The organism is Streptomyces himastatinicus ATCC 53653 (assembly GCF_000158915.1).
GTDB lineage: Bacteria > Actinomycetota > Actinomycetes > Streptomycetales > Streptomycetaceae > Streptomyces > Streptomyces himastatinicus.
This window is the reverse complement of the sequence record NZ_GG657754.1, coordinates 5,298,787-5,315,717: the sequence shown is the minus strand read 5'-3', so window position 1 is coordinate 5,315,717 and position 16,931 is coordinate 5,298,787. Positions and strand designations below refer to the sequence as shown.

The 16,931-nt window shown below is 71.7% G+C and carries 19 protein-coding genes; 7 read left to right on the top strand and 12 right to left on the bottom strand.

Translation table 11 applies throughout. The features are described from left to right. Positions 1 to 149: 149 nt before the first annotated feature. The 3 genes from SSOG_RS22425 to SSOG_RS22415 all read right to left on the bottom strand — a co-directional run bounded on the left by SSOG_RS22425 (position 150) and on the right by SSOG_RS22415 (position 3,617). Entirely contained in the window at positions 150 to 974 is an 825-nt protein-coding gene (locus SSOG_RS22425; RefSeq protein ID WP_039941524.1) for a pyridoxamine 5'-phosphate oxidase family protein, read from the bottom strand. 105 nt (positions 975 to 1,079) lie between these two features. Next, a complete protein-coding gene (locus tag SSOG_RS22420) occupies positions 1,080 to 2,633 on the bottom strand; it encodes a globin domain-containing protein (RefSeq protein ID WP_009716525.1) in 1,554 nt (517 codons plus the stop codon). 351 nt (positions 2,634 to 2,984) lie between these two features. Continuing rightward, entirely contained in the window at positions 2,985 to 3,617 is a 633-nt protein-coding gene (locus SSOG_RS22415; protein ID WP_039938362.1) for an HAD family hydrolase, read from the bottom strand. A 125-nt stretch (positions 3,618 to 3,742) separates the two neighbouring features. Here SSOG_RS22415 and SSOG_RS22410 point away from each other — a divergent pair, with 125 nt between their 5' ends. Next, complete coding sequence (locus tag SSOG_RS22410; protein WP_009716523.1) at positions 3,743 to 4,279, top strand: hypothetical protein; 537 nt, start codon at positions 3,743 to 3,745, stop codon at positions 4,277 to 4,279. Continuing rightward, positions 4,276 to 4,734, top strand: coding sequence for a GNAT family N-acetyltransferase (locus SSOG_RS22405; RefSeq protein WP_009716522.1), 459 nt, complete (start codon positions 4,276 to 4,278; stop codon positions 4,732 to 4,734). Before SSOG_RS22410 ends, SSOG_RS22405 begins: the two co-directional genes overlap by 4 nt. An 18-nt stretch (positions 4,735 to 4,752) precedes the next feature. Here SSOG_RS22405 and SSOG_RS22400 read toward each other — a convergent pair whose 3' ends face one another. Further along, on the bottom strand, positions 4,753 to 6,135 hold the full coding sequence (locus SSOG_RS22400; protein ID WP_009716521.1) for a serine hydrolase domain-containing protein: 1,383 nt from the start codon (positions 6,133 to 6,135) through the stop codon (positions 4,753 to 4,755). Between the two features lie 55 nt (positions 6,136 to 6,190). On the opposite strand from SSOG_RS22400, the gene SSOG_RS22395 reads away from it, so the two are divergent. Both SSOG_RS22395 and trxA read left to right on the top strand, forming a co-directional pair. Continuing rightward, on the top strand, positions 6,191 to 6,673 hold the full coding sequence (locus SSOG_RS22395) for a MerR family transcriptional regulator (RefSeq protein ID WP_009716520.1): 483 nt from the start codon (positions 6,191 to 6,193) through the stop codon (positions 6,671 to 6,673). A gap of 5 nt (positions 6,674 to 6,678) precedes the next feature. After that, a complete protein-coding gene (gene trxA / locus SSOG_RS22390) occupies positions 6,679 to 7,017 on the top strand; it encodes a thioredoxin (protein ID WP_009716519.1) in 339 nt (112 codons plus the stop codon). A 34-nt stretch (positions 7,018 to 7,051) separates the two neighbouring features. Here the strand turns inward: trxA and SSOG_RS22385 are convergent, their stop codons facing one another. From SSOG_RS22385 to SSOG_RS22375, 3 genes are all read right to left on the bottom strand, one after another. After that, positions 7,052 to 7,708, bottom strand: coding sequence for a class I SAM-dependent DNA methyltransferase (locus SSOG_RS22385; protein WP_009716518.1), 657 nt, complete (start codon positions 7,706 to 7,708; stop codon positions 7,052 to 7,054). A 76-nt stretch (positions 7,709 to 7,784) separates the two neighbouring features. Beyond that, positions 7,785 to 8,387, bottom strand: coding sequence for a class I SAM-dependent methyltransferase (locus tag SSOG_RS22380; RefSeq protein WP_039938359.1), 603 nt, complete (start codon positions 8,385 to 8,387; stop codon positions 7,785 to 7,787). A gap of 129 nt (positions 8,388 to 8,516) precedes the next feature. Further along, positions 8,517 to 9,062, bottom strand: coding sequence for a winged helix-turn-helix domain-containing protein (locus SSOG_RS22375; RefSeq protein ID WP_039938356.1), 546 nt, complete (start codon positions 9,060 to 9,062; stop codon positions 8,517 to 8,519). A 62-nt stretch (positions 9,063 to 9,124) separates the two neighbouring features. On the opposite strand from SSOG_RS22375, the gene def reads away from it, so the two are divergent. Beyond that, a complete protein-coding gene (gene def / locus SSOG_RS22370; protein WP_078510367.1) occupies positions 9,125 to 9,709 on the top strand; it encodes a peptide deformylase in 585 nt (194 codons plus the stop codon). 52 nt (positions 9,710 to 9,761) lie between these two features. Here def and SSOG_RS22365 read toward each other — a convergent pair whose 3' ends face one another. Further along, a complete protein-coding gene (locus SSOG_RS22365) occupies positions 9,762 to 10,652 on the bottom strand; it encodes a LysR family transcriptional regulator (protein WP_039938353.1) in 891 nt (296 codons plus the stop codon). A 115-nt stretch (positions 10,653 to 10,767) separates the two neighbouring features. Here SSOG_RS22365 and SSOG_RS22360 point away from each other — a divergent pair, with 115 nt between their 5' ends. Beyond that, complete coding sequence (locus tag SSOG_RS22360) at positions 10,768 to 11,826, top strand: MDR family NADP-dependent oxidoreductase (RefSeq protein ID WP_050799924.1); 1,059 nt, start codon at positions 10,768 to 10,770, stop codon at positions 11,824 to 11,826. Positions 11,827 to 12,042: 216 nt separating this feature from the next. On the opposite strand, the gene dnaB is transcribed toward SSOG_RS22360, so the two are convergent. Then, complete coding sequence (gene dnaB, locus SSOG_RS22355) at positions 12,043 to 13,536, bottom strand: replicative DNA helicase (protein WP_039938350.1); 1,494 nt, start codon at positions 13,534 to 13,536, stop codon at positions 12,043 to 12,045. A gap of 475 nt (positions 13,537 to 14,011) precedes the next feature. Here dnaB and SSOG_RS22350 point away from each other — a divergent pair, with 475 nt between their 5' ends. Next, on the top strand, positions 14,012 to 15,352 hold the full coding sequence (locus SSOG_RS22350) for an MATE family efflux transporter (RefSeq protein WP_009716511.1): 1,341 nt from the start codon (positions 14,012 to 14,014) through the stop codon (positions 15,350 to 15,352). A gap of 152 nt (positions 15,353 to 15,504) precedes the next feature. Here the strand turns inward: SSOG_RS22350 and rplI are convergent, their stop codons facing one another. From rplI to SSOG_RS22335, 3 genes are all read right to left on the bottom strand, one after another. Beyond that, complete coding sequence (gene rplI, locus SSOG_RS22345; protein WP_009716510.1) at positions 15,505 to 15,951, bottom strand: 50S ribosomal protein L9; 447 nt, start codon at positions 15,949 to 15,951, stop codon at positions 15,505 to 15,507. Between the two features lie 18 nt (positions 15,952 to 15,969). Further along, positions 15,970 to 16,206: a 30S ribosomal protein S18 gene (gene rpsR / locus SSOG_RS22340; RefSeq protein WP_003978893.1), complete on the bottom strand. Its 237-nt coding sequence runs from the start codon at positions 16,204 to 16,206 to the stop codon at positions 15,970 to 15,972. Between the two features lie 96 nt (positions 16,207 to 16,302). Beyond that, a complete protein-coding gene (locus SSOG_RS22335; protein ID WP_009716509.1) occupies positions 16,303 to 16,893 on the bottom strand; it encodes a single-stranded DNA-binding protein in 591 nt (196 codons plus the stop codon). Positions 16,894 to 16,931 lie beyond the last annotated feature (38 nt).

Below are 16,931 nucleotides of genomic sequence, written 5' to 3'. Positions count from 1 at the left end.
TCACGAATCCACCAGGATCGCCTCCGTCGGGATGGTGCCGCCGTCGCTGCGCACCTATCTCGACGCCAACGTCGAGGGCGTGCGCGCGCTGCTCGCGGACGACCTCGGCTGACCTGGGCTGACCTGGGCCGGGTGCTGACCTGGGCTGATCAGCGGAACCAGCCGCTGAACGGCTGCGGTCCCTTCTGGGCCGCCCGCCGGCGCGCTTCGGCGAGCACGCGCTCGGCCTCTTCCAGCCACTCCTCGGGACGCGCCGGTTCCGGCGCGGCCGGCGCGGCCGGGCGCTCGGCAGGGGGCGTACGGCGTCCCTCGCGCGCCTCGGCGGCGGCGCCGAAGAAGTCGCCGCCCTTGCGCTTGACGTCGTCCGTCCCCCAGGCCCGGCCCTGCTCCGGCTCACGGGGCCGGTCGGTGCGCGGCCCGTCCCCGGCCCGGCCGCGCCCCCGCATGGGCACCTTCTGGAGGTGCGGGATGTGCTTGGCGCAGTGGATGTACGCCTCCTCGACGGCCACCTCGACCCAGACGAGCGCACGGCGGCCCGGCACCGGGTCGACCGGCAGGCCGGGGTGGTGGGCGCGCATCTCGTCGTCCTCGACCACCCGGGCCCGGCCGTTGACGTGCAGCCCGATGCGGTCGCGGAAGAAGTCGACCATCAGGATGCCGACGTGCGGGTTCTCCTCGATGTTGCCGAGGCTGGCCAGCACGCCGTTCCCCCGGTACTCGGGGTAGGCGAGGGTGCGTCCGTCGAGCACGCGGAGAAAGCCGGGCGGCCCGGCCCGGAAGGTGCTGTCGCACTCCCCGTGCCGGTCGGAGGTGGCCAGGAAGAACATCTCCTGGCGTCCGACGAACTCCCGCATCCGCACGTTGAGGTGGTCCAGCACCTGCTCGTCGTAGAAGCGGTCGGCGCGATCGGCCGTGCCCAAGCGCTCCTGGAGGAGATGCTCGCCGTCGCTCCCCGGACGGCCCGCGCGCTCCAGGCGCTCCGCACGGTGGCCGGGTGCCGCGGCAGCCGCCCGCTCGTGCCCGACGTCGTCCACAGTTCCTCGTCCCCGTTCTGCTGTCGTCTGTCTGCTGCTGCCCGGCTACTCCGCCGCCGCCATCAGCTCTTCGATGGAGTCGTGCCGTATGCGGTGGGACGGGACGCCGACGCCCATCAGCGCGTCCACACCGCTGCGGATCATCCCGGGCGGGCCGGAGAGATAGGCATCGAACGCGTTCCACGGGCCGTACTGCCGCACGGCGTCGGGAAGTCTGCCGCTGAGCCCGCTCGTCGGCCCGTCGGAGACCACCGGCCGGACCGAGAGCCAGGGGTGCCGCTGGGCGAGCCTCAGCATGGTGTCGATGTCGTACAGGTCGTGGTCGCTGCGGGCGCCGTAGAAGACCTCGACCGGCCGCTGGCGGCCGTGCTCGGCCACGTCCTCGACCAGCGCCTTGATCGGCGCGATGCCGGTGCCGCCGCCCAGGCACAGCAGCCCGTTGTCGGTCGAGTGGTCGACCGTCATCGAACCGGCGGGCGGGCCGAGCCGGATCACATCGCCGGGGCGCGCGCGGTGCACCAGCGCGGAGGAGACCCATCCGGCCGGTACCGCCTTCACGTGGAAGGACAGCAGCCCGTCCGCGCGGGGCGCGGAGGCGAAGGAGTAGTGCCGCCACACCCGCGGCCACCAGGGGGTCTCCACCGAGGTGTACTGGCCCGCGAGAAAGGGATACGGCTGGTCCGGGCGGACGGTGACGACGGCGATGTCGGCCGTGCGCGGCTCGTGCCCGACCACCTCGGCCTGCCACCACGCGGGCGCGCGCAGCTCGTCCTCGGCCGCCGCGTCGATCATGATCTGGGAGATCGCGGTGTAGGCCCGGACCCATGCCGCCTCGGCCTCGTCGCTCCAGGTGTTGGTCGCGTACCGGGTGAGCGCGGCGAGCAGGCACTCGCCGACGGCCGGATAGTGCTCGGGCCGGGTGCCGTACTTGCGGTGCCCGCGGCCGAGCCGGGAGAGGAAGTCGCCGAGGATGTCGGGGTCGTCGATGAGCCGGGCCGCGGTGAGGATCGCCTTGAACAGCCGGTCGCGCTGGGCGTCCATGGCGGCCGGGAAGAGCGGCCGCAGCTCGGGGTGCTGGACGAAGAGCAGCGCGTAGAAGTACGAGGTGACCTTGTCGCTCACCGGCTCGATCTCGGCCATGGTGCGGCGCAGCAGGATCGCGTCGGGCGAGGCGGTCTCGGGAGCGGTGAAGACGGACTCGGCGGCGGGGCGCGCGCCCTGCGGGGTCGGTGCCTCGTCGGGGCGCTGATGCTCCTCGCGCCCGGCCTCGGGCGGCACGGCGGACGCCGGCGGCACCGCGGACGCCGGAGGCACAGCGGACGCGGGGGCGAAGGGGGAGGCGGGCGGCACCGCGGACGCGGGCGGTATCGGCGGCGCGGGGGCCGGTGCGGGGGGCGCCGGGCGGCGCTCTGCCTCCGTACCGGCCGGGCGTATCGGGTTCACCGGGCGGTCGGCCGACCGGTCGTCCGCCGCGCCGTCCGATTCGGGAGAACGGGGCTGGTCATCGGGCTGTTTCCTGCTCGGGGTGAACCAACCCCAGTCGCCACTGTTTCCCCCGCCGTCGTTACCGGCCGACGATGTGGTGGTCGGAGCGTCCATGGTTGCCTCGCCTCGAACATCTTTCTGTCGGTCTTCGCACTTCCGCTGACGGAATGTGCCCGCAATTCCCCGCTCTGGTCGACTGGTTCACGTGAGTTTGGTCCTGTCGGCCCGCTCCGTACTCAGTTCCGGGCAGCATGCCACGCTCCTTCCGCACCCCGAGAACTTCGCCCGAAGTCCGGGTAACAGGGGCTGTGTTCCCGATATGCTGGTTGGAGCGGGTTGCCCGGTTGTGGTCCCGTCACGACTTCGCGGGACGGAACTGACCCGACCCTACCGGGCCCGGTTGAATTCACAAGCCCCATCGATGACGCATCCGTTACACCCGGCAACACACGTAATTACCCGTAGTTACGTGCAGTTGCCCGCCAATTCATAGGCCTCTCGGAGATCGTTACCGCTATACCGGCTGGATGCGATTTCGCTCACATGGTGATCCGCGTTCACCGCGACCGAGAAGGGCACCACCGCGAACAGCTCGGCATCCGACATCGAATCCCCATAAGCGACACAGTCCGCCCTGGTCAACCCGAACTTCCCGCAGAGTTCATCGGCGATCCGCACCTTAGCGGCCGGAGTCAGGATGCCCGCGGGATCAAGCCGTTCCCGGAACGGCACCGACGGCCACGCCGACCCGTGCGCCGCGTCCGCGCCCCACTCCAGCAGCCGCTCCACGAAGAACCCGGGCGAGAGCGAGATCACGGCACACCGCTCACCGCGCGCCCTGATATCCGCCCACACCTCCCGAATCCCCCTCAGCCACGGCGCCCCCTCGAACGCCGCCGCCACCTGCGCCTCCGTCAGCTCTCCCCACAGCGCACAGGCCCGCTCCGCGAAGCGCGCCGTCGACAGCCCGCCCGCCGCGAACTCCCGTTCCAGCTCATCGATCTCCCGCTCCACGCCGAGCTGACGCGATATCTCGACGGCCGCGGCCGAACCATGGATCAGCGTCCCGTCGAGATCGAACAGATGCAGTCTGGTCATGGGGATCGAGCGTAGAGGCAGCCGGGCGCGCCCAGCCCCCGGGAGTACCCGCGGACCCCGGGAGTACTCGCGGATACTCCCGCCGTCAGACGCGGCGGCGGCCGGTCCGCGCGACGGTTGGGCGCATGCAACAGCTGAAACGGCCCGTGCGCCGGGCCCTCCTCGTCGTGCATGTGGTCGTCTCCGTCGGCTGGCTCGGGCTGACACTCGGCGTGCTGGCCCTGGGCATCACCGGGGCCACGGCCGGGTCGGCCGAGGCCGCCGAAGGCGCGTACCGGTCGATGAACGTCCTCGGGGACTGGCTGCTCATCCCGATCAGCCTGCTCTCCCTGATCAGCGGCGTGGTGCTGTCGCTCGGCACGCCCTGGGGCCTGGCCCGGCACCGCTGGGTGTACGTGAAGTTCTGGCTGACGCTGCTGACCACCGCCGCCACCGCCTTCGCGCTGCGCGCCCGGATCGACGCGGCGATGGCCGACGTCGCGGCGGGCCGGGCGGTCGGCGCCGCCACCGATCTGATCCTGGCGCCGTCGGTCAGCCTGAGCGTCTATGCCTTCCTCACCGCCATCTCGGTGCTCAAGCCGTGGGGCCTGACCGCGCGGGGGCGGCGGCTGCGCGGACGTGGAGCGGCCGTGGGCGGCCGCCGCGTAGGCTCGCGGGCGTGACCGACTTCGAGATCCGGCGCGCGACCGCCGATGACATACCCGCGATCGTCGCCATGCTCGCCGACGATCCGCTGGGCGCCCAGCGGGAGTCGCCGGACGACCCGGCTCCGTACCGCGCCGCGTTCGAGCGGCTGGCGCGGGACCCGAACCAGCACCTGGTCGTCGCGGTCCGGGACGGGCGTACGGTCGGCACCCTCCAGCTCACCGTGGTGCCCGGGCTCTCCCGGCGCGGCGCCACGCGCTCGATCATCGAGGGGGTACGGATCCACGCCGACGAACGCGGCAACGGCCTCGGCACCGTGCTGATCGAGTGGGCGGTCGAGGAGTCCCGCCGCCAGGGCTGTGTCCTGGTGCAGCTCACCTCGGACGCGTCCCGCACCGACGCGCGCCGCTTCTACGAGCGGCTCGGCTTCGAGGCCAGCCACGTCGGCTTCAAGCTGCCGCTCGACGGCTGACCGGGCGCGCCGCGTGGGCTACCGCGGACGCCATCCGTCCGGGTCGACGCCCCCGGGCACCACGTCCGCCGGGGCGTACGGCTCCCGCGTCAGCACGAAGGTGCCGAGGTCGAGATGGCCGGGCGCGCCGTCCTCGCCCGCGACGATGCACAGCGTCTCCCCCGCGTAATAGCCGTCGAGGCCGGTCCAGGTGCCGTCCGGCTCGGCCCGGAAGCGCGAGGCGCGGCCCGTTCCGCCGACCGGCGACAGCTCCAGGCCGCGGTCGGCGCGCAGCCGCAGCAGGAAGGGCGTCGGGCCCCAGTACCAGGGCCCGGTCAGCGCCAGCAGCGCCGGATCGGCCTCGGGCAGCGGCCGCCAGGGGCCGGGGATCCGCGGCTCGTGCTCCGCCGTGATCCGTACGAGGTCGGCGGCGACGGTGGCGATGGAGGCCCCCGAGGTGGCGTTGGCCAGCGCGATCCCGGCCAGCCGGTCGTCCGCACTGACCCACAGGGCGGCGAGGAAGCCGGGCATGGAGCCGACATGGCCGTGCAGGAACCTGCCGTCGCGGCGCGCGAGCTGGACCCCGAGGCCGTAGCCGCCGTCCCAGTCCCGGCCCTCGGGCGGGGCACCGGGAGTGCGCATCTCGGCGAGCGTCGCGGCGCCGAGCACCCGCTCGTCCCCGTCCAGCAGGAAGGCGGCGAAGCGGGCCAGGTCGGCGGCGGTCGACCACAGCTGTCCCGCGGGGGCCATCCGGCCGGTGTCCTCGGCGGGTTCCGGCAGCAGCACATCGGCCCAGGGGTGGACGGCCCAGCCCTCGGCGTGCGGGGCGCGCGGTGCGAGGGACGTACGCGTCATCCCCAGCGGCTCCAGCACCTCGCGGGCCAGGACATCGCCCCAGGGCGCGCCGCGCAGCCGCTCGACGAGCGCGCCGAGCAGGGCGAAGCCGGTGTTGGAGTAGTGGTGGCGGCGTCCGGCGGGGTGGACGAGGGGGCGCTCGCCGAAGAGATCCGCCGTGTCCGGGCGCAGCGCGCCCGGTGTGCGCTCCCACCACGGACCGCGCGCCTCGGCGGCCAGCCCGGAGGTGTGGGCGAGGAGCTGGGCGACGGTGGCGTCCTCCGCCTCGGGCACCTCCAGATGCTTGGCCAGCGGATCCCCGAGGTCCAGCAGCCCCTCGTCACGGAGCCGCATCACCAGCACCGCGGTGAACGTCTTGGTCAGCGAACCGATCCGGTACTGGGTGTCGGCGCCGGACGTCTGCCCGTCCGTACCACCCCGCGCCCCCGTCCACACCAGCTGCCCCTCCCGCACCACGGCCCCCACCAGGGAGGGCGTCCGGCCCTCGGACTGGCCGACGGCGATGCGATGGAGCAGGGCGCGGCGGGTGTCGGGCAGCAGCTCCGCGGACTCCTCGGGTGCGGTCATGCCCGCACCCTACGGTCTGGCCTTGACGTCAGGGGCAAGGTCTACGGTCGGGGCCATGCGGATCGGAGAGCTGGCCGAACGGGCGGGTACGACCACCCGCACCCTGCGCTACTACGAGTCGATCGGACTGCTGCCCGCGCGGCGGACCGGCAACGGGTACCGGGCGTACGACGAGGACGACCTCCGGCTGGTCCGGCAGATCCGCACCCTCCAGGACTTCGGCTTCGGCCTGGAGGAGACCCGGCCGTTCGTGGAGTGCCTGCGCTCCGGCCATCCGGACGGTGACTCCTGCCCTGCGTCGCTGGAGGTCTACCGGCGCAAGCTGGCCGAACTGGACGACTGCATCGCGCGGCTGAGCGACGTACGGCGGCAGGTCGGAGCGCAGCTCGCCCGGGCGGAGCAGGCCCGGGCGGCGCTGGAGGCGGCGGCGACGGTGCCCGGCGGGGCGCCGGAGCCGCGCTGCGAGCTGACGCCGTACGACCCGTCCTACGACCCGTCCGCGAGCGACGTCGCGGCGGAAACGACACCGAGGGGATGATCGAAATGACACGGACTCAGGCCAGGGAAGTGCCCGCGGTCACGGACGCCACCTTCGCCGAGGAGGTGCTGACGGCCGGGCTGCCGGTGCTCGTGGAGTTCACCGCCTCCTGGTGCGCGCCCTGCCACATGATGGCGCCGGTGCTGGCGGAGATCTCCCGGGAGGAGGGGCACCGGCTGAAGGTGGTGCAGCTGGACGTGGACACGAACCCGGAGACGACGGTGGCGTACGGAGTGCTGTCGATGCCGACCCTGATGCTGTTCCGCGCGGGCGAACCGGTGCGGTCGATGGTCGGGGCCCGGCCCAAGCGGCGGCTGCTCCAGGAGCTGGCGGACCAGCTCTGAGCCGCCGCCGCGGGCCCCTTTACGGCTTACGGGCTTACGGGCTTACGGGCTTACGGGCCAGGAGAATGGCCTGCGGCACGACCTCCCTGCCGTCCGGCTCGCGCACGTGCCGGGCCCGTACGGCGAACCCGGCCCCTTCGAGCAGCGCGGCGATCTCGTCGGGCGACAGCCTGCGGAAGTCGAGCGACACGGAATGGCCGAACGGCTCGGCCACGCGCAGCGGTTCCTCGCCGACCTGGAAGGCGACCAGCAGATTGCCGCCCGGGGCCAGCAGCCGGTGGAACTCGGCCAGCACCGCGGGCAGCCGCTCGGCGGGGGTGTGGATGAGGGAGTAGTAGGCGACGATGCCGCCGAGGGCGCCGTCCGGCAGGCCGAGACCGGTCATCTGCCCCTCGTCGAACCGGAGCTCCGGATGCTCCCGCCGGGCCACCGCGAGCATTCCCGGGGACAGGTCGACACCGAAGACGTCCAGCCCGAGGCCGTGCAGATACGCCGTCACCCGCCCCGGACCGCAGCCGAGGTCGGCGACCGGCCCGGCCGCCTCGCCCTCCCGCACCAGGTCGGCGAAGGCGCCGAGCATGGCCCGGTCCAGAGGCATGTCGTCCAGCGGGTTCTTGAACATCTCCGCGTAGTCGTCGGCGATGGTGTCGTAGAAGGTCCGGGTGGTCAGCAGATCGGTCGGCTCGGTCATGGACGGGGAGACTAGCCGTCCGCGCCCGGTGCGAGGCGAGGTTTCGGACTCCCGCAGGCGGGCTGGCGCGGGCGGACTACCGCAGGCGCCGGGCGCGCAGGACGGTGTCGTTGGTGTGGTGGGTGCCGGGCGGGGCGGAAGCGGTGCGTGGCCGGGTTTCGTCGACCAGGACCGTCCAGTCGTGGCCGAGGAGCCCGGCGACCTCGCCGGGCTGGTAGTAGTCGCCGGGGACGACGCCGTTCTCCATGCGCGCGGGTACGTCGGCGAGGTCGTGGCCGACGAAGAGCAGGGTGCCGCCGGGCGCGACGGCGTCCAGCAGTCCGCGCAGCGCGGTGTGCCCCGGCCGGCGCAGGAGCGGGAAGTACTGGGCGGACACCAGGTCGAACGCGGCGGCCGGAGGTGGCGTGACGGCCAGGTCGGTCCGGGTCCACACCACCCGGTCGGAGAGGTCCGGGGCCGCGGCGGCTGCACGGTCCAGTGCCGTCCGGGAGATGTCGAGCGCGGTGACCTGCCAGCCGCGCCGGGCCAGCCAGATGGCGTCGGCGCCCTCACCGCATCCGATGTCGAGCGCCCGTCCCGGCGCCAGGTCGGTGATTTCGGTGACGAGCACGCCGTTGGGGTTGCCGCTCATGAGCTGGTCGGCGCCGCGATACATGTCGTCCCAGAACTGCGCGTCCATCGGCTCCGCCTTCGGTAGGGGGCCGTGGCGCCGGTCGCCCACGGCCTGGTGCGCACACCGTCTCCGCACCCGTGCCCTTATGACAAAGTTTTTCGCGGAAACGGCAAGCCGCGGTGCCCACCGTCCCCCTCAGCCCTCGTCCGCGCCGTCCGGGGTGTGGGGAAGCAGAGGGAAGAGCCGGGTGATGAGGGCCACCGGCCGGGCGCCCTCGGGCCGGGCCAGGGGGCGTTGTTCGCGGTCCTGGTAGGGCGCGAGCGCGCGTCGGATGACGTCCGCGACCCGGCTCATCTCCTCGGGCGTCAGATAGGCGACGGCGCTGAAGGCTTCGTCACGGCGCCATGCGGACGGCGCCTGGTCCCGCTGGGTCAGCCATCGCTGCCAGCTCTCGTCCTCCAGCCCCCGGGCCAGATCGCCGAACTGCTCCTCCGCGCTCCCGAGATTGCCCGCGGGGCTGTGCTGCTTCAGTCGCCAGGGGCGCGCCCGGCCCCCGTTGTGAGGGGCCTCTTCGATGTATCCGTGGCGTGCGAGCTGCCGCAGATGAAACGAGCAGAGCCCGGAGCTGTAGCCCAGCCGGGAGGCGGCCTCGGTCGCCGTGACGGTGCCGACTTCGGCGAGCAGGTCGAGCAGGTCGGCGCGGACGTGATGGTCGCGCAGGTTGACGTCGTCTTCAGTCACTTTGCAAAGCCTGCTACTTTGCAAAGCACTTGGCAAGCAGGGCGCGAAATGGGGAGACAGCCATGGAACGGGGCTCGGTTCGCAGGATCACGGTGGTGGGCGAGGAGGTGCTGAGCCGTCCGTGCCAGGAGGTGACCACGTTCGGAACGCCGGAGCTGGCGGCGCTGATCGACGACATGTTCCTGACCATGTACGTGGCCGACGGCGCGGGCCTGGCCGCCAATCAGGTCGGCGTCGACCTGCGGCTGTTCGTGTACGACTGCCCGGACGAAACCGGGGCCCGGCATGTCGGCCACATCCTCAACCCGGTTCTGGACCTGCCCGATCCGGGTGACCGCCGCCTGGTCGACGACATCGAGGGCTGTCTGTCCGTGCCCGGCGCCGCCATGGCGGTCCCCCGCACCGATCGCGCCGTGGTCCGCGGGTTCGACAAGGACGGCAACCCGCTGGTCATCGAGGGGCAGGGCTACTTCGCCCGGTGTCTCCAGCACGAGACGGACCACCTCATGGGCCACCTCTACCTCGACCGGCTCTCCCAGCGGGACCGCAAGGACGCCCTGCGGCAGATGGAAGAGCGCCGCGAGGACGTCTTCGCGCGCCGCGCACTCAAGGCCGCCGCCCTGAAGCCCGACCGGGATCAGGCCTGAAGCGGGCAGCGGTTGGCGCGGCCCCGCGCGGCACCGTACGCGCCCCGCCGAGTCACCGCAGATGCTCGTCGACCAGGCGCTGGAAGGCACGGGCCGCCGCGCTCGGCGTTCGGTCGCTGGACGTGGCCAGGGATATGGGCCAGTCGAGGTCCGCTCCGGTAACAGGCAGCGAGACGAGGTCGTCGCCGGGCTCGGCACTGCCCCGGGGCAGCAGAGCGACGCCCAGGCCGTGGCGGACGAAGTCGGCGCCGTCCCCGATGGCGGTGATCTCGATGGTGACGTGGCGCGTAAGCCCGGCCGCGGTGAATGCGCGATCCGTCACAGCGCGGTTGCCGTAACCGGCTGGAAAGTCGACGAACGCTTCACCGGCCAGTTCTCCGAGCGCCACCCGGCTGCGGTCAGCAAGCCGGTGGCCCGCGGGAACGACGAGATCCAACGGCGTCGTGGTGACGTCTTTCCACTGCGCGCCGACCGGCGGAGGGCCGGGCATCGAGACGAACGCGAGGTCGAGCCTCCCCTCTGTGAGCGCCTCGACGAGCCCGGGTGAGCCGCCGCACGACGCCGCGGTGGCCAGGCGCACGGAGACAGGGGGGTGCTCGCGGTGGAAGCGGCCCAGCAGCGAGGGCAAATCGATCAGCCCGAGTGAACTCATCGTTCCTATGCGCAGCGTTCCTCGGACGCCACCGTTGACGTCGTCGACTGCGTCACGCGCGTCCTGCGCGGCGTCGAGGGCCGCTCGGGCCTTCGGTAGCAGCACGCGCCCCGCATCCGAGAGCTCGACCCGTCTGGAGGTGCGCTCCAGCAATCTGGCGTCCAACTCCCGCTCCAGGGCGGCAATCGTCGCCGACACAGCCGACTGCACGACGTGCAACCGGGCCGCAGCGCGGGTGAAGCTCGACTCCTCTGCCACCGCAACAAAGCACTCCAACTGCCGCAACTCCATCCCCCAACCATCTCCCCAGGTGATGGCTGCGAGCAAAACTGTTCGTTGGACATGATCGGCCAGGGGGCAGAACGTGGAGGGCGCACGAAGCGAACCCCTCCGGGAGACGACCGCCATGACCACTGCACCCTCCGACAGCCGCCACGCCCCCCGCGCCCACCACGGCCTGCGCACCCACCGCGAGGTCCGGTTGGCCGCCCGTCCCTCGCCGGGTACACCGCTCACGGACGATCTCTTCGAGATCGCCGAGGTCCCGACGCCCTCCCCCGAGCCCGGCCGGCTCCTCGTCCGCACCAAGGTGATGAGCGTGGCCGCCGTGATGCGGACGCTCATGGACGAGACGACTGACGTGCCGATGCGCCCCTTCGCGCTCGGTGAGCCGCTGTACGGCCCCGCGATCGGCGAAGTCGTAGCCGCTCCCGGCACCGGTTTCGCGCCCGGCGACCTCGTCCAGCACGATCTCGGCTGGCGCGAGTTCGCCCTGCTGGGCCCCTCCGACGCCCAGCGCGTCGACCCCGACCTGCTGCCCGACCCTGCCGCCTACCTGTCGCAAGGGCCCACGGCCTGGATGGGCGTCACCCGGGGAGCCGAGGTAAGCCCCGGGGACACGGTCTTCGTCACCGGCGCGGCAGGCGGTGTGGGCTCCCTCGCCGGGCAGGCCGCCCGACTGCGCGGGGCCCGGCGCGTCATCGGCAGTGTCGGCTCGCAGCGGAAGGCGGACATCCTGCGCGAGGAACTCGGCTACGACGCCGTCGTGCTCCGCGGCGCGGGACCGATCGAGGAGCAGCTGCGCGCCGCGGCTCCGGAGGGCGTCGACGCGGTGATCGACACCGTCGGCGGCGAGCAGCTCCAGGCATCGATCGCCGTGGCCAACCGGGGTGCCCGTATCGGCCTCGTCGGCGCGCTGGGCGCCCAGCTCACGGAGGCCGGCACCCCGGCGACGGCCATCGACACCTTCTCCCTGCTGACCCGGGGCATCACGCTGCGCGGCACCGTCCTCCACGCAGACCACCTCGACCTGATCCCCGAGTGGCACCACCAGTTCGGCGCCGGGCTGCGCGACGGCACGCTGACCTTCCCGCACTCCCGGCTGCACGGCCTCGACAACGCCCCCAGGGCCCTGCGCGAACTGATCGAAGGCCACCACGTGGGAGCGGTCCTGGTGGAGCTATGAGGACTCGGCTGCTTCGGAGGCGCCAGAAGCAACTGCTTCCCAGCGAGCGGGATTGGACCGCTCAATGAGAGCGCGGCACCCTACAAACAGATTTCCAGGGCCGGGCTTCAACGTTCCCACCCTGCCGCCGGAAGCAGACCTCCGCCTCCATACCCACCCCCAGGTCGGACTGCCTGAGAATCCGACACGAAATTTGAGAACCTACAGCCGCCGGGGTCAGGTCTGGGCCATGTCCACGAAGCGCGAGTAGTGGCCCTGGAAGGCGACGGTGATGGTGGCCGTCGGACCGTTACGGTGCTTGGCCACGATCAGGTCGGCCTCACCCGCGCGCGGGGACTCCTTCTCGTACGCGTCCTCGCGGTGCAGCAGGATGACCATGTCGGCGTCCTGCTCGATGGAACCGGATTCGCGGAGGTCCGAGACCATCGGCTTCTTGTCGGTGCGCTGCTCGGGACCACGGTTCAGCTGGGAGAGCGCGATCACCGGCACCTCCAGCTCCTTGGCCAGCAGCTTGAGGTTTCGCGACATGTCCGAGACCTCCTGCTGACGGCTCTCGGGGCGCCGGGCGCCGCCGGACTGCATCAGCTGGAGGTAGTCGATGACGACCAGCTGGAGATCGCTGCGCTGCTTGAGGCGGCGGCACTTGGCGCGGATCTCCATCATCGACAGGTTCGGGGAGTCGTCGATGAACAACGGGGCCTGGGACACGTCCGGCATGCGCCGGGCGAGCCGGGTCCAGTCCTCGTCGGTCATGCTGCCGGAGCGCATGTGGTGCAGCGCCACCCGGGCCTCGGCGGACAGCAGACGCATCGCGATCTCGTTGCGCCCCATCTCCAGGGAGAAGATGACGCTCGGCAGGTTGTTCTTGATCGAGCAGGCGCGGGCGAAGTCGAGGGCGAGGGTCGACTTACCCATGGCGGGCCGGGCCGCGATGACGATCATCTGGCCGGGGTGGAGGCCGTTGGTCAGCGAGTCCAGGTCGGTGAAGCCGGTGGGCACGCCGGACATCTGGCCGCTGCGCGAACCGATCGCCTCGATCTCGTCGAGCGCGCCCTCCATGATGTCGCCGAGCGGCAGATAGTCCTCGCTGGTCCGCTGCTCGGTGACGGCGTAGATCTCCGCCTGGGCGTTGTTGACGATCTCGTCGACGTCCCCGTCCGCCGCGTATCCCATCTGGGTGATGCGGGTGCCCGCCTCGACCAGGCGGCGCAGCACGGCGCGCTCGTGGACGATCTCCGCGTAGTACTCGGCGTTGGCCGCGGTGGGGACCGACTGGACCAGGGTGTGGAGATACGAGGCACCGCCGACCTTGGCGATCTCGCCGCGCTTGGTCAGCTCGGCCGCGACCGTGATCGGGTCGGCCGGCTCGCCCTTCGCGTAGAGGTCCAGGATCGCCTGGTAGACGGTCTCGTGGGCGGGGCGGTAGAAGTCGTTGCCCTGGAGGACCTCGACCACATCGGCGATGGCGTCCTTGGAGAGCAGCATGCCGCCGAGCACGGACTGCTCGGCGTCGAGGTCCTGCGGCGGGACCCGCTCGAAGCCGGAGCCTTCCCAGGCGCCGCCGTCGCGGCCGCGGTCATGCTGATCGTCACGCCCCCGGCCGCCGCCCTCACCGCGGCCGCCGCCTTCGCCACGGCGGAAGCGGGGGGACGGGAACTCGGCCGGGCCGGAGTCCGCCCATGGGTCGTCCATGGGCTCGGGCACGCTCACCCCGCCACCTCCTCCCGTCCGCGGTGCGGATCCCGCCGCGACGTCCTCAGTCTTACGGCACGGCTCTGACAATCAGGGCTATGACAAACAGGGCGCCCGGCTTCCGCTCACGACGCGTCGAGTTCTGGTGGATTCGAGGCCGGAACAGATGGCGGGCGCCGGACAACGGTAGGCCCGTCGGGGCTACCGGCCAACTCGGTTATCCACAGGGCATGTGGATGATGCGATCCATCCTGTGGAGAAGTCGCGTGAACCTGTGCACGGGCCGGGGGACAGCGCTGTGGACAAACACACAATCACCCCAGAGACACCGCGCTGACCTGCAATTTCTCTATCCAGTGGCTGTGCAGAAGAAAAACTTCCACACCCGATGCAAGATCACGACAAACGGCGCAGAGGCAAGCGTCGCGAGCGCCGTCATGTAAGGACTGCATCTGTCTTGTGTCTCTTACCTGTGGAAGATTAGATTGCCTCCATGACACAGGCCCCCGCGAGCGCCCGGAGCACCGTCCGTCGGCATGACCGCGAGATCATCGCCCTCGCCGTTCCCGCCTTCGGCGCCCTCGTGGCGGAACCCCTCTTCGTCATGGTCGACAGCGCCATCGTCGGCCATCTCGGCACCCCACAGCTCGCCGGTCTGGGCGTCGCTGCCGCCCTGCTGACCACCGCGGTGAACATCTTCGTCTTCCTCGCCTACGCCACCACCGCCGCCGTGGCCCGCCGGGTCGGCGCGGGCGATCTCCCCGGCGCGATCCGGCAGGGCATGGACGGCATCTGGCTCGCCCTGCTGCTCGGCGCCGCCGTCATCGCCACCGCCCTCCCCACCGCACCCGGCCTCGTGGACCTCTTCGGCGCCTCCGACACCGCCGCCCCCTACGCGGTCACCTATCTGCGCATCAGCGCCCTCGGCATCCCCGCGATGCTCGTGGTGCTCGCCGCCACCGGGGTGCTGCGCGGCCTCCAGGACACCCGTACCCCGCTGTACGTGGCCATCGGCGGCTTCACGGCCAACGCCGCGCTCAACGCGGGCCTCGTCTACGGCGCCGGGCTCGGCATAGCGGGCTCCGCCTGGGGAACGGCGATCGCCCAGTGGGCCATGGCCGCCGTCTACCTCGCGGTGGTCGTCCGGGGAGCCCGGCGCCACGGTACGTCGCTGCGTCCCGACGCCGCCGGGATCCGGGCCTGCGCCCACGCCGGGGCGCCGCTGCTGGTCCGTACGCTCTCGCTGCGCGCCGTGATGCTCATCGCGACGGCGGTGGCGGCCCGCCTCGGGGACACCGAGGTCGCCGCCCACCAGATCGTGCTGACCCTGTGGACCCTGCTGGCGTTCGCGCTGGACGCCATCGCCATCGCGGGTCAGGCCATCATCGGGCGCTATCTGGGAGCGGAGGACGCCGCTGGGGCTCGCGCCGCCTGCCGCCGCATGGTCCAGTGGGGCATCGTCGCGGGCTTCGTGCTCGGCCTGCTGGTGATCGCCTCCCGCCCGCTGTTCATCCCTCTCTTCACCACGGACACCGCGGGCAAGGACGCCCTGTTGCCGGTGATGCTGGTGACAGCCCTCTTCCAGGCCGTCTCGGGTGTGGTCTACGTCCTCGACGGGGTGCTGATGGGCGCGGGCGACGGTCCGTATCTCGCGGGGGCCATGATCGTCACCCTCGCGGTCTTCGCCCCGGTCGCGCTCCTCGTCCCCGTGTGGGGCGGGGGACTGACCGCCGTGTGGTGGACCATGGCGCTGATGATGGCGCTCCGGCTGGCGACCCTCTGGCTGCGCGCCCGCTCCGGGCGGTGGATCGTCACCGGCGCGACCCGGGCCTGAGCCGCACGGCGGGGCGAGCCGCACGGCGGGCTTGAGCCGCACGCGGGGGCACGCCATGGAGCGAGGCCGCACGGCGAGGCCGGACAGCGAGAAGGGCCGCACCCCCGTGGAGTGCGGCCCTCTCATATGCACAGGCTCAGCCGAGCACTGCGTCAGGCGGCGACGACCTCGACGCCGACCTTCGCGGCAACCTCGGCGTGCAGCCGGACCGACACCTGGTGCGCGCCCAGGGTCTTGATCGGCTGCGGCACCTCGATACGGCGCTTGTCGACGTCCGGGCCACCCGCGTCCTTGATCGCCGAGGCGATGTCGGCCGGGGTGACGGAGCCGAACAGCCGGCCGGCGTCGCCGGCACGGGTCTTCAGCTGGACCTTGACGCCCTCGAGCCGCGCCTTGACCTCGTTGGCCTGCTCGATCGTGGCGATCTCGCGGATGCGACGACCGCGGCGGATCTGCTCGACGTCCTTCTCGCCACCCTTGGTCCAGCGGATCGCGAGACCACGGGGAACCAGGTAGTTACGGGCGTACCCGTCGCGGACGTCCACGACGTCACCGGCAGCGCCGAGGCCGGAGACCTCGTGGGTGAGGATGATCTTCATGACTCGGTCACCCTTCCCTTATCGCGCGGTGGACGTGTAGGGCAGCAGCGCCATCTCACGGCTGTTCTTCACGGCCGTGGCGACATCGCGCTGGTGCTGAGTGCAGTTGCCGGTGACCCGGCGGGCACGGATCTTGCCGCGGTCGGAAATGAACTTCCGCAGCAGGTTCGTGTCCTTGTAGTCGACGTAGGAGATCTTCTCCTTGCAGAACACGCAAACCTTCTTCTTAGGCTTGCGAGCAGGCGGCTTCGCCATTGTCTCTCTCCAGTGTGATCAAGAAGTTTGTGCTGGTCGCCCAGACCAGGCAGGGCGATGTTTCACGTGAAACCGCGTGAAACATCGCGCCGTGACCTAGAAGGGCGGCTCGTCCGAGTAGCCGCCGCCGCTGCCGGAGCCACCGCCCCAGCCGCCGCCACCGCCGCCCTGGCCGCCACCGGCCGGTGCGCCGGTCGCCCACGGGTCGTCGGCCGGAGCGCCGCCGCCCTGCTGCTGACCGCCGCCGGGGCCACCGCCCCAGCCGCCGCCACCGCCGCCGCCCTGGCCGCCACCGCCGCCGTAGCCACCCTGGCCACCGCGCCCGGTGGTCTTGGTGACCTTGGCCGTGGCGTTGCGCAGGCTGGCACCGACCTCGTCGACATCCAGCTCGTAGACCGTGCGCTTGATCCCCTCACGGTCCTCATACGACCGCTGCTTCAGCCGGCCCTGCACGATGACGCGCATACCGCGCTGAAGCGACTCGGCCACGTTCTCCGCGGCCTGCCGCCACACCGAGCACGTGAGGAAGAGGCTCTCGCCGTCCTTCCACTCGTTGGTCTGACGGTCGAACGTACGAGGAGTGGACGCGACACGGAACTTCGCGACCGCCGCACCGGAGGGGGTGAAGCGCAGCTCGGGGTCGTCGACGAGATTGCCGACGACCGTGATGACGGTCTCGCCTGCCATTGGGGAACCTCTCGGCGGGTACTGCTGGGCTGCTTGCT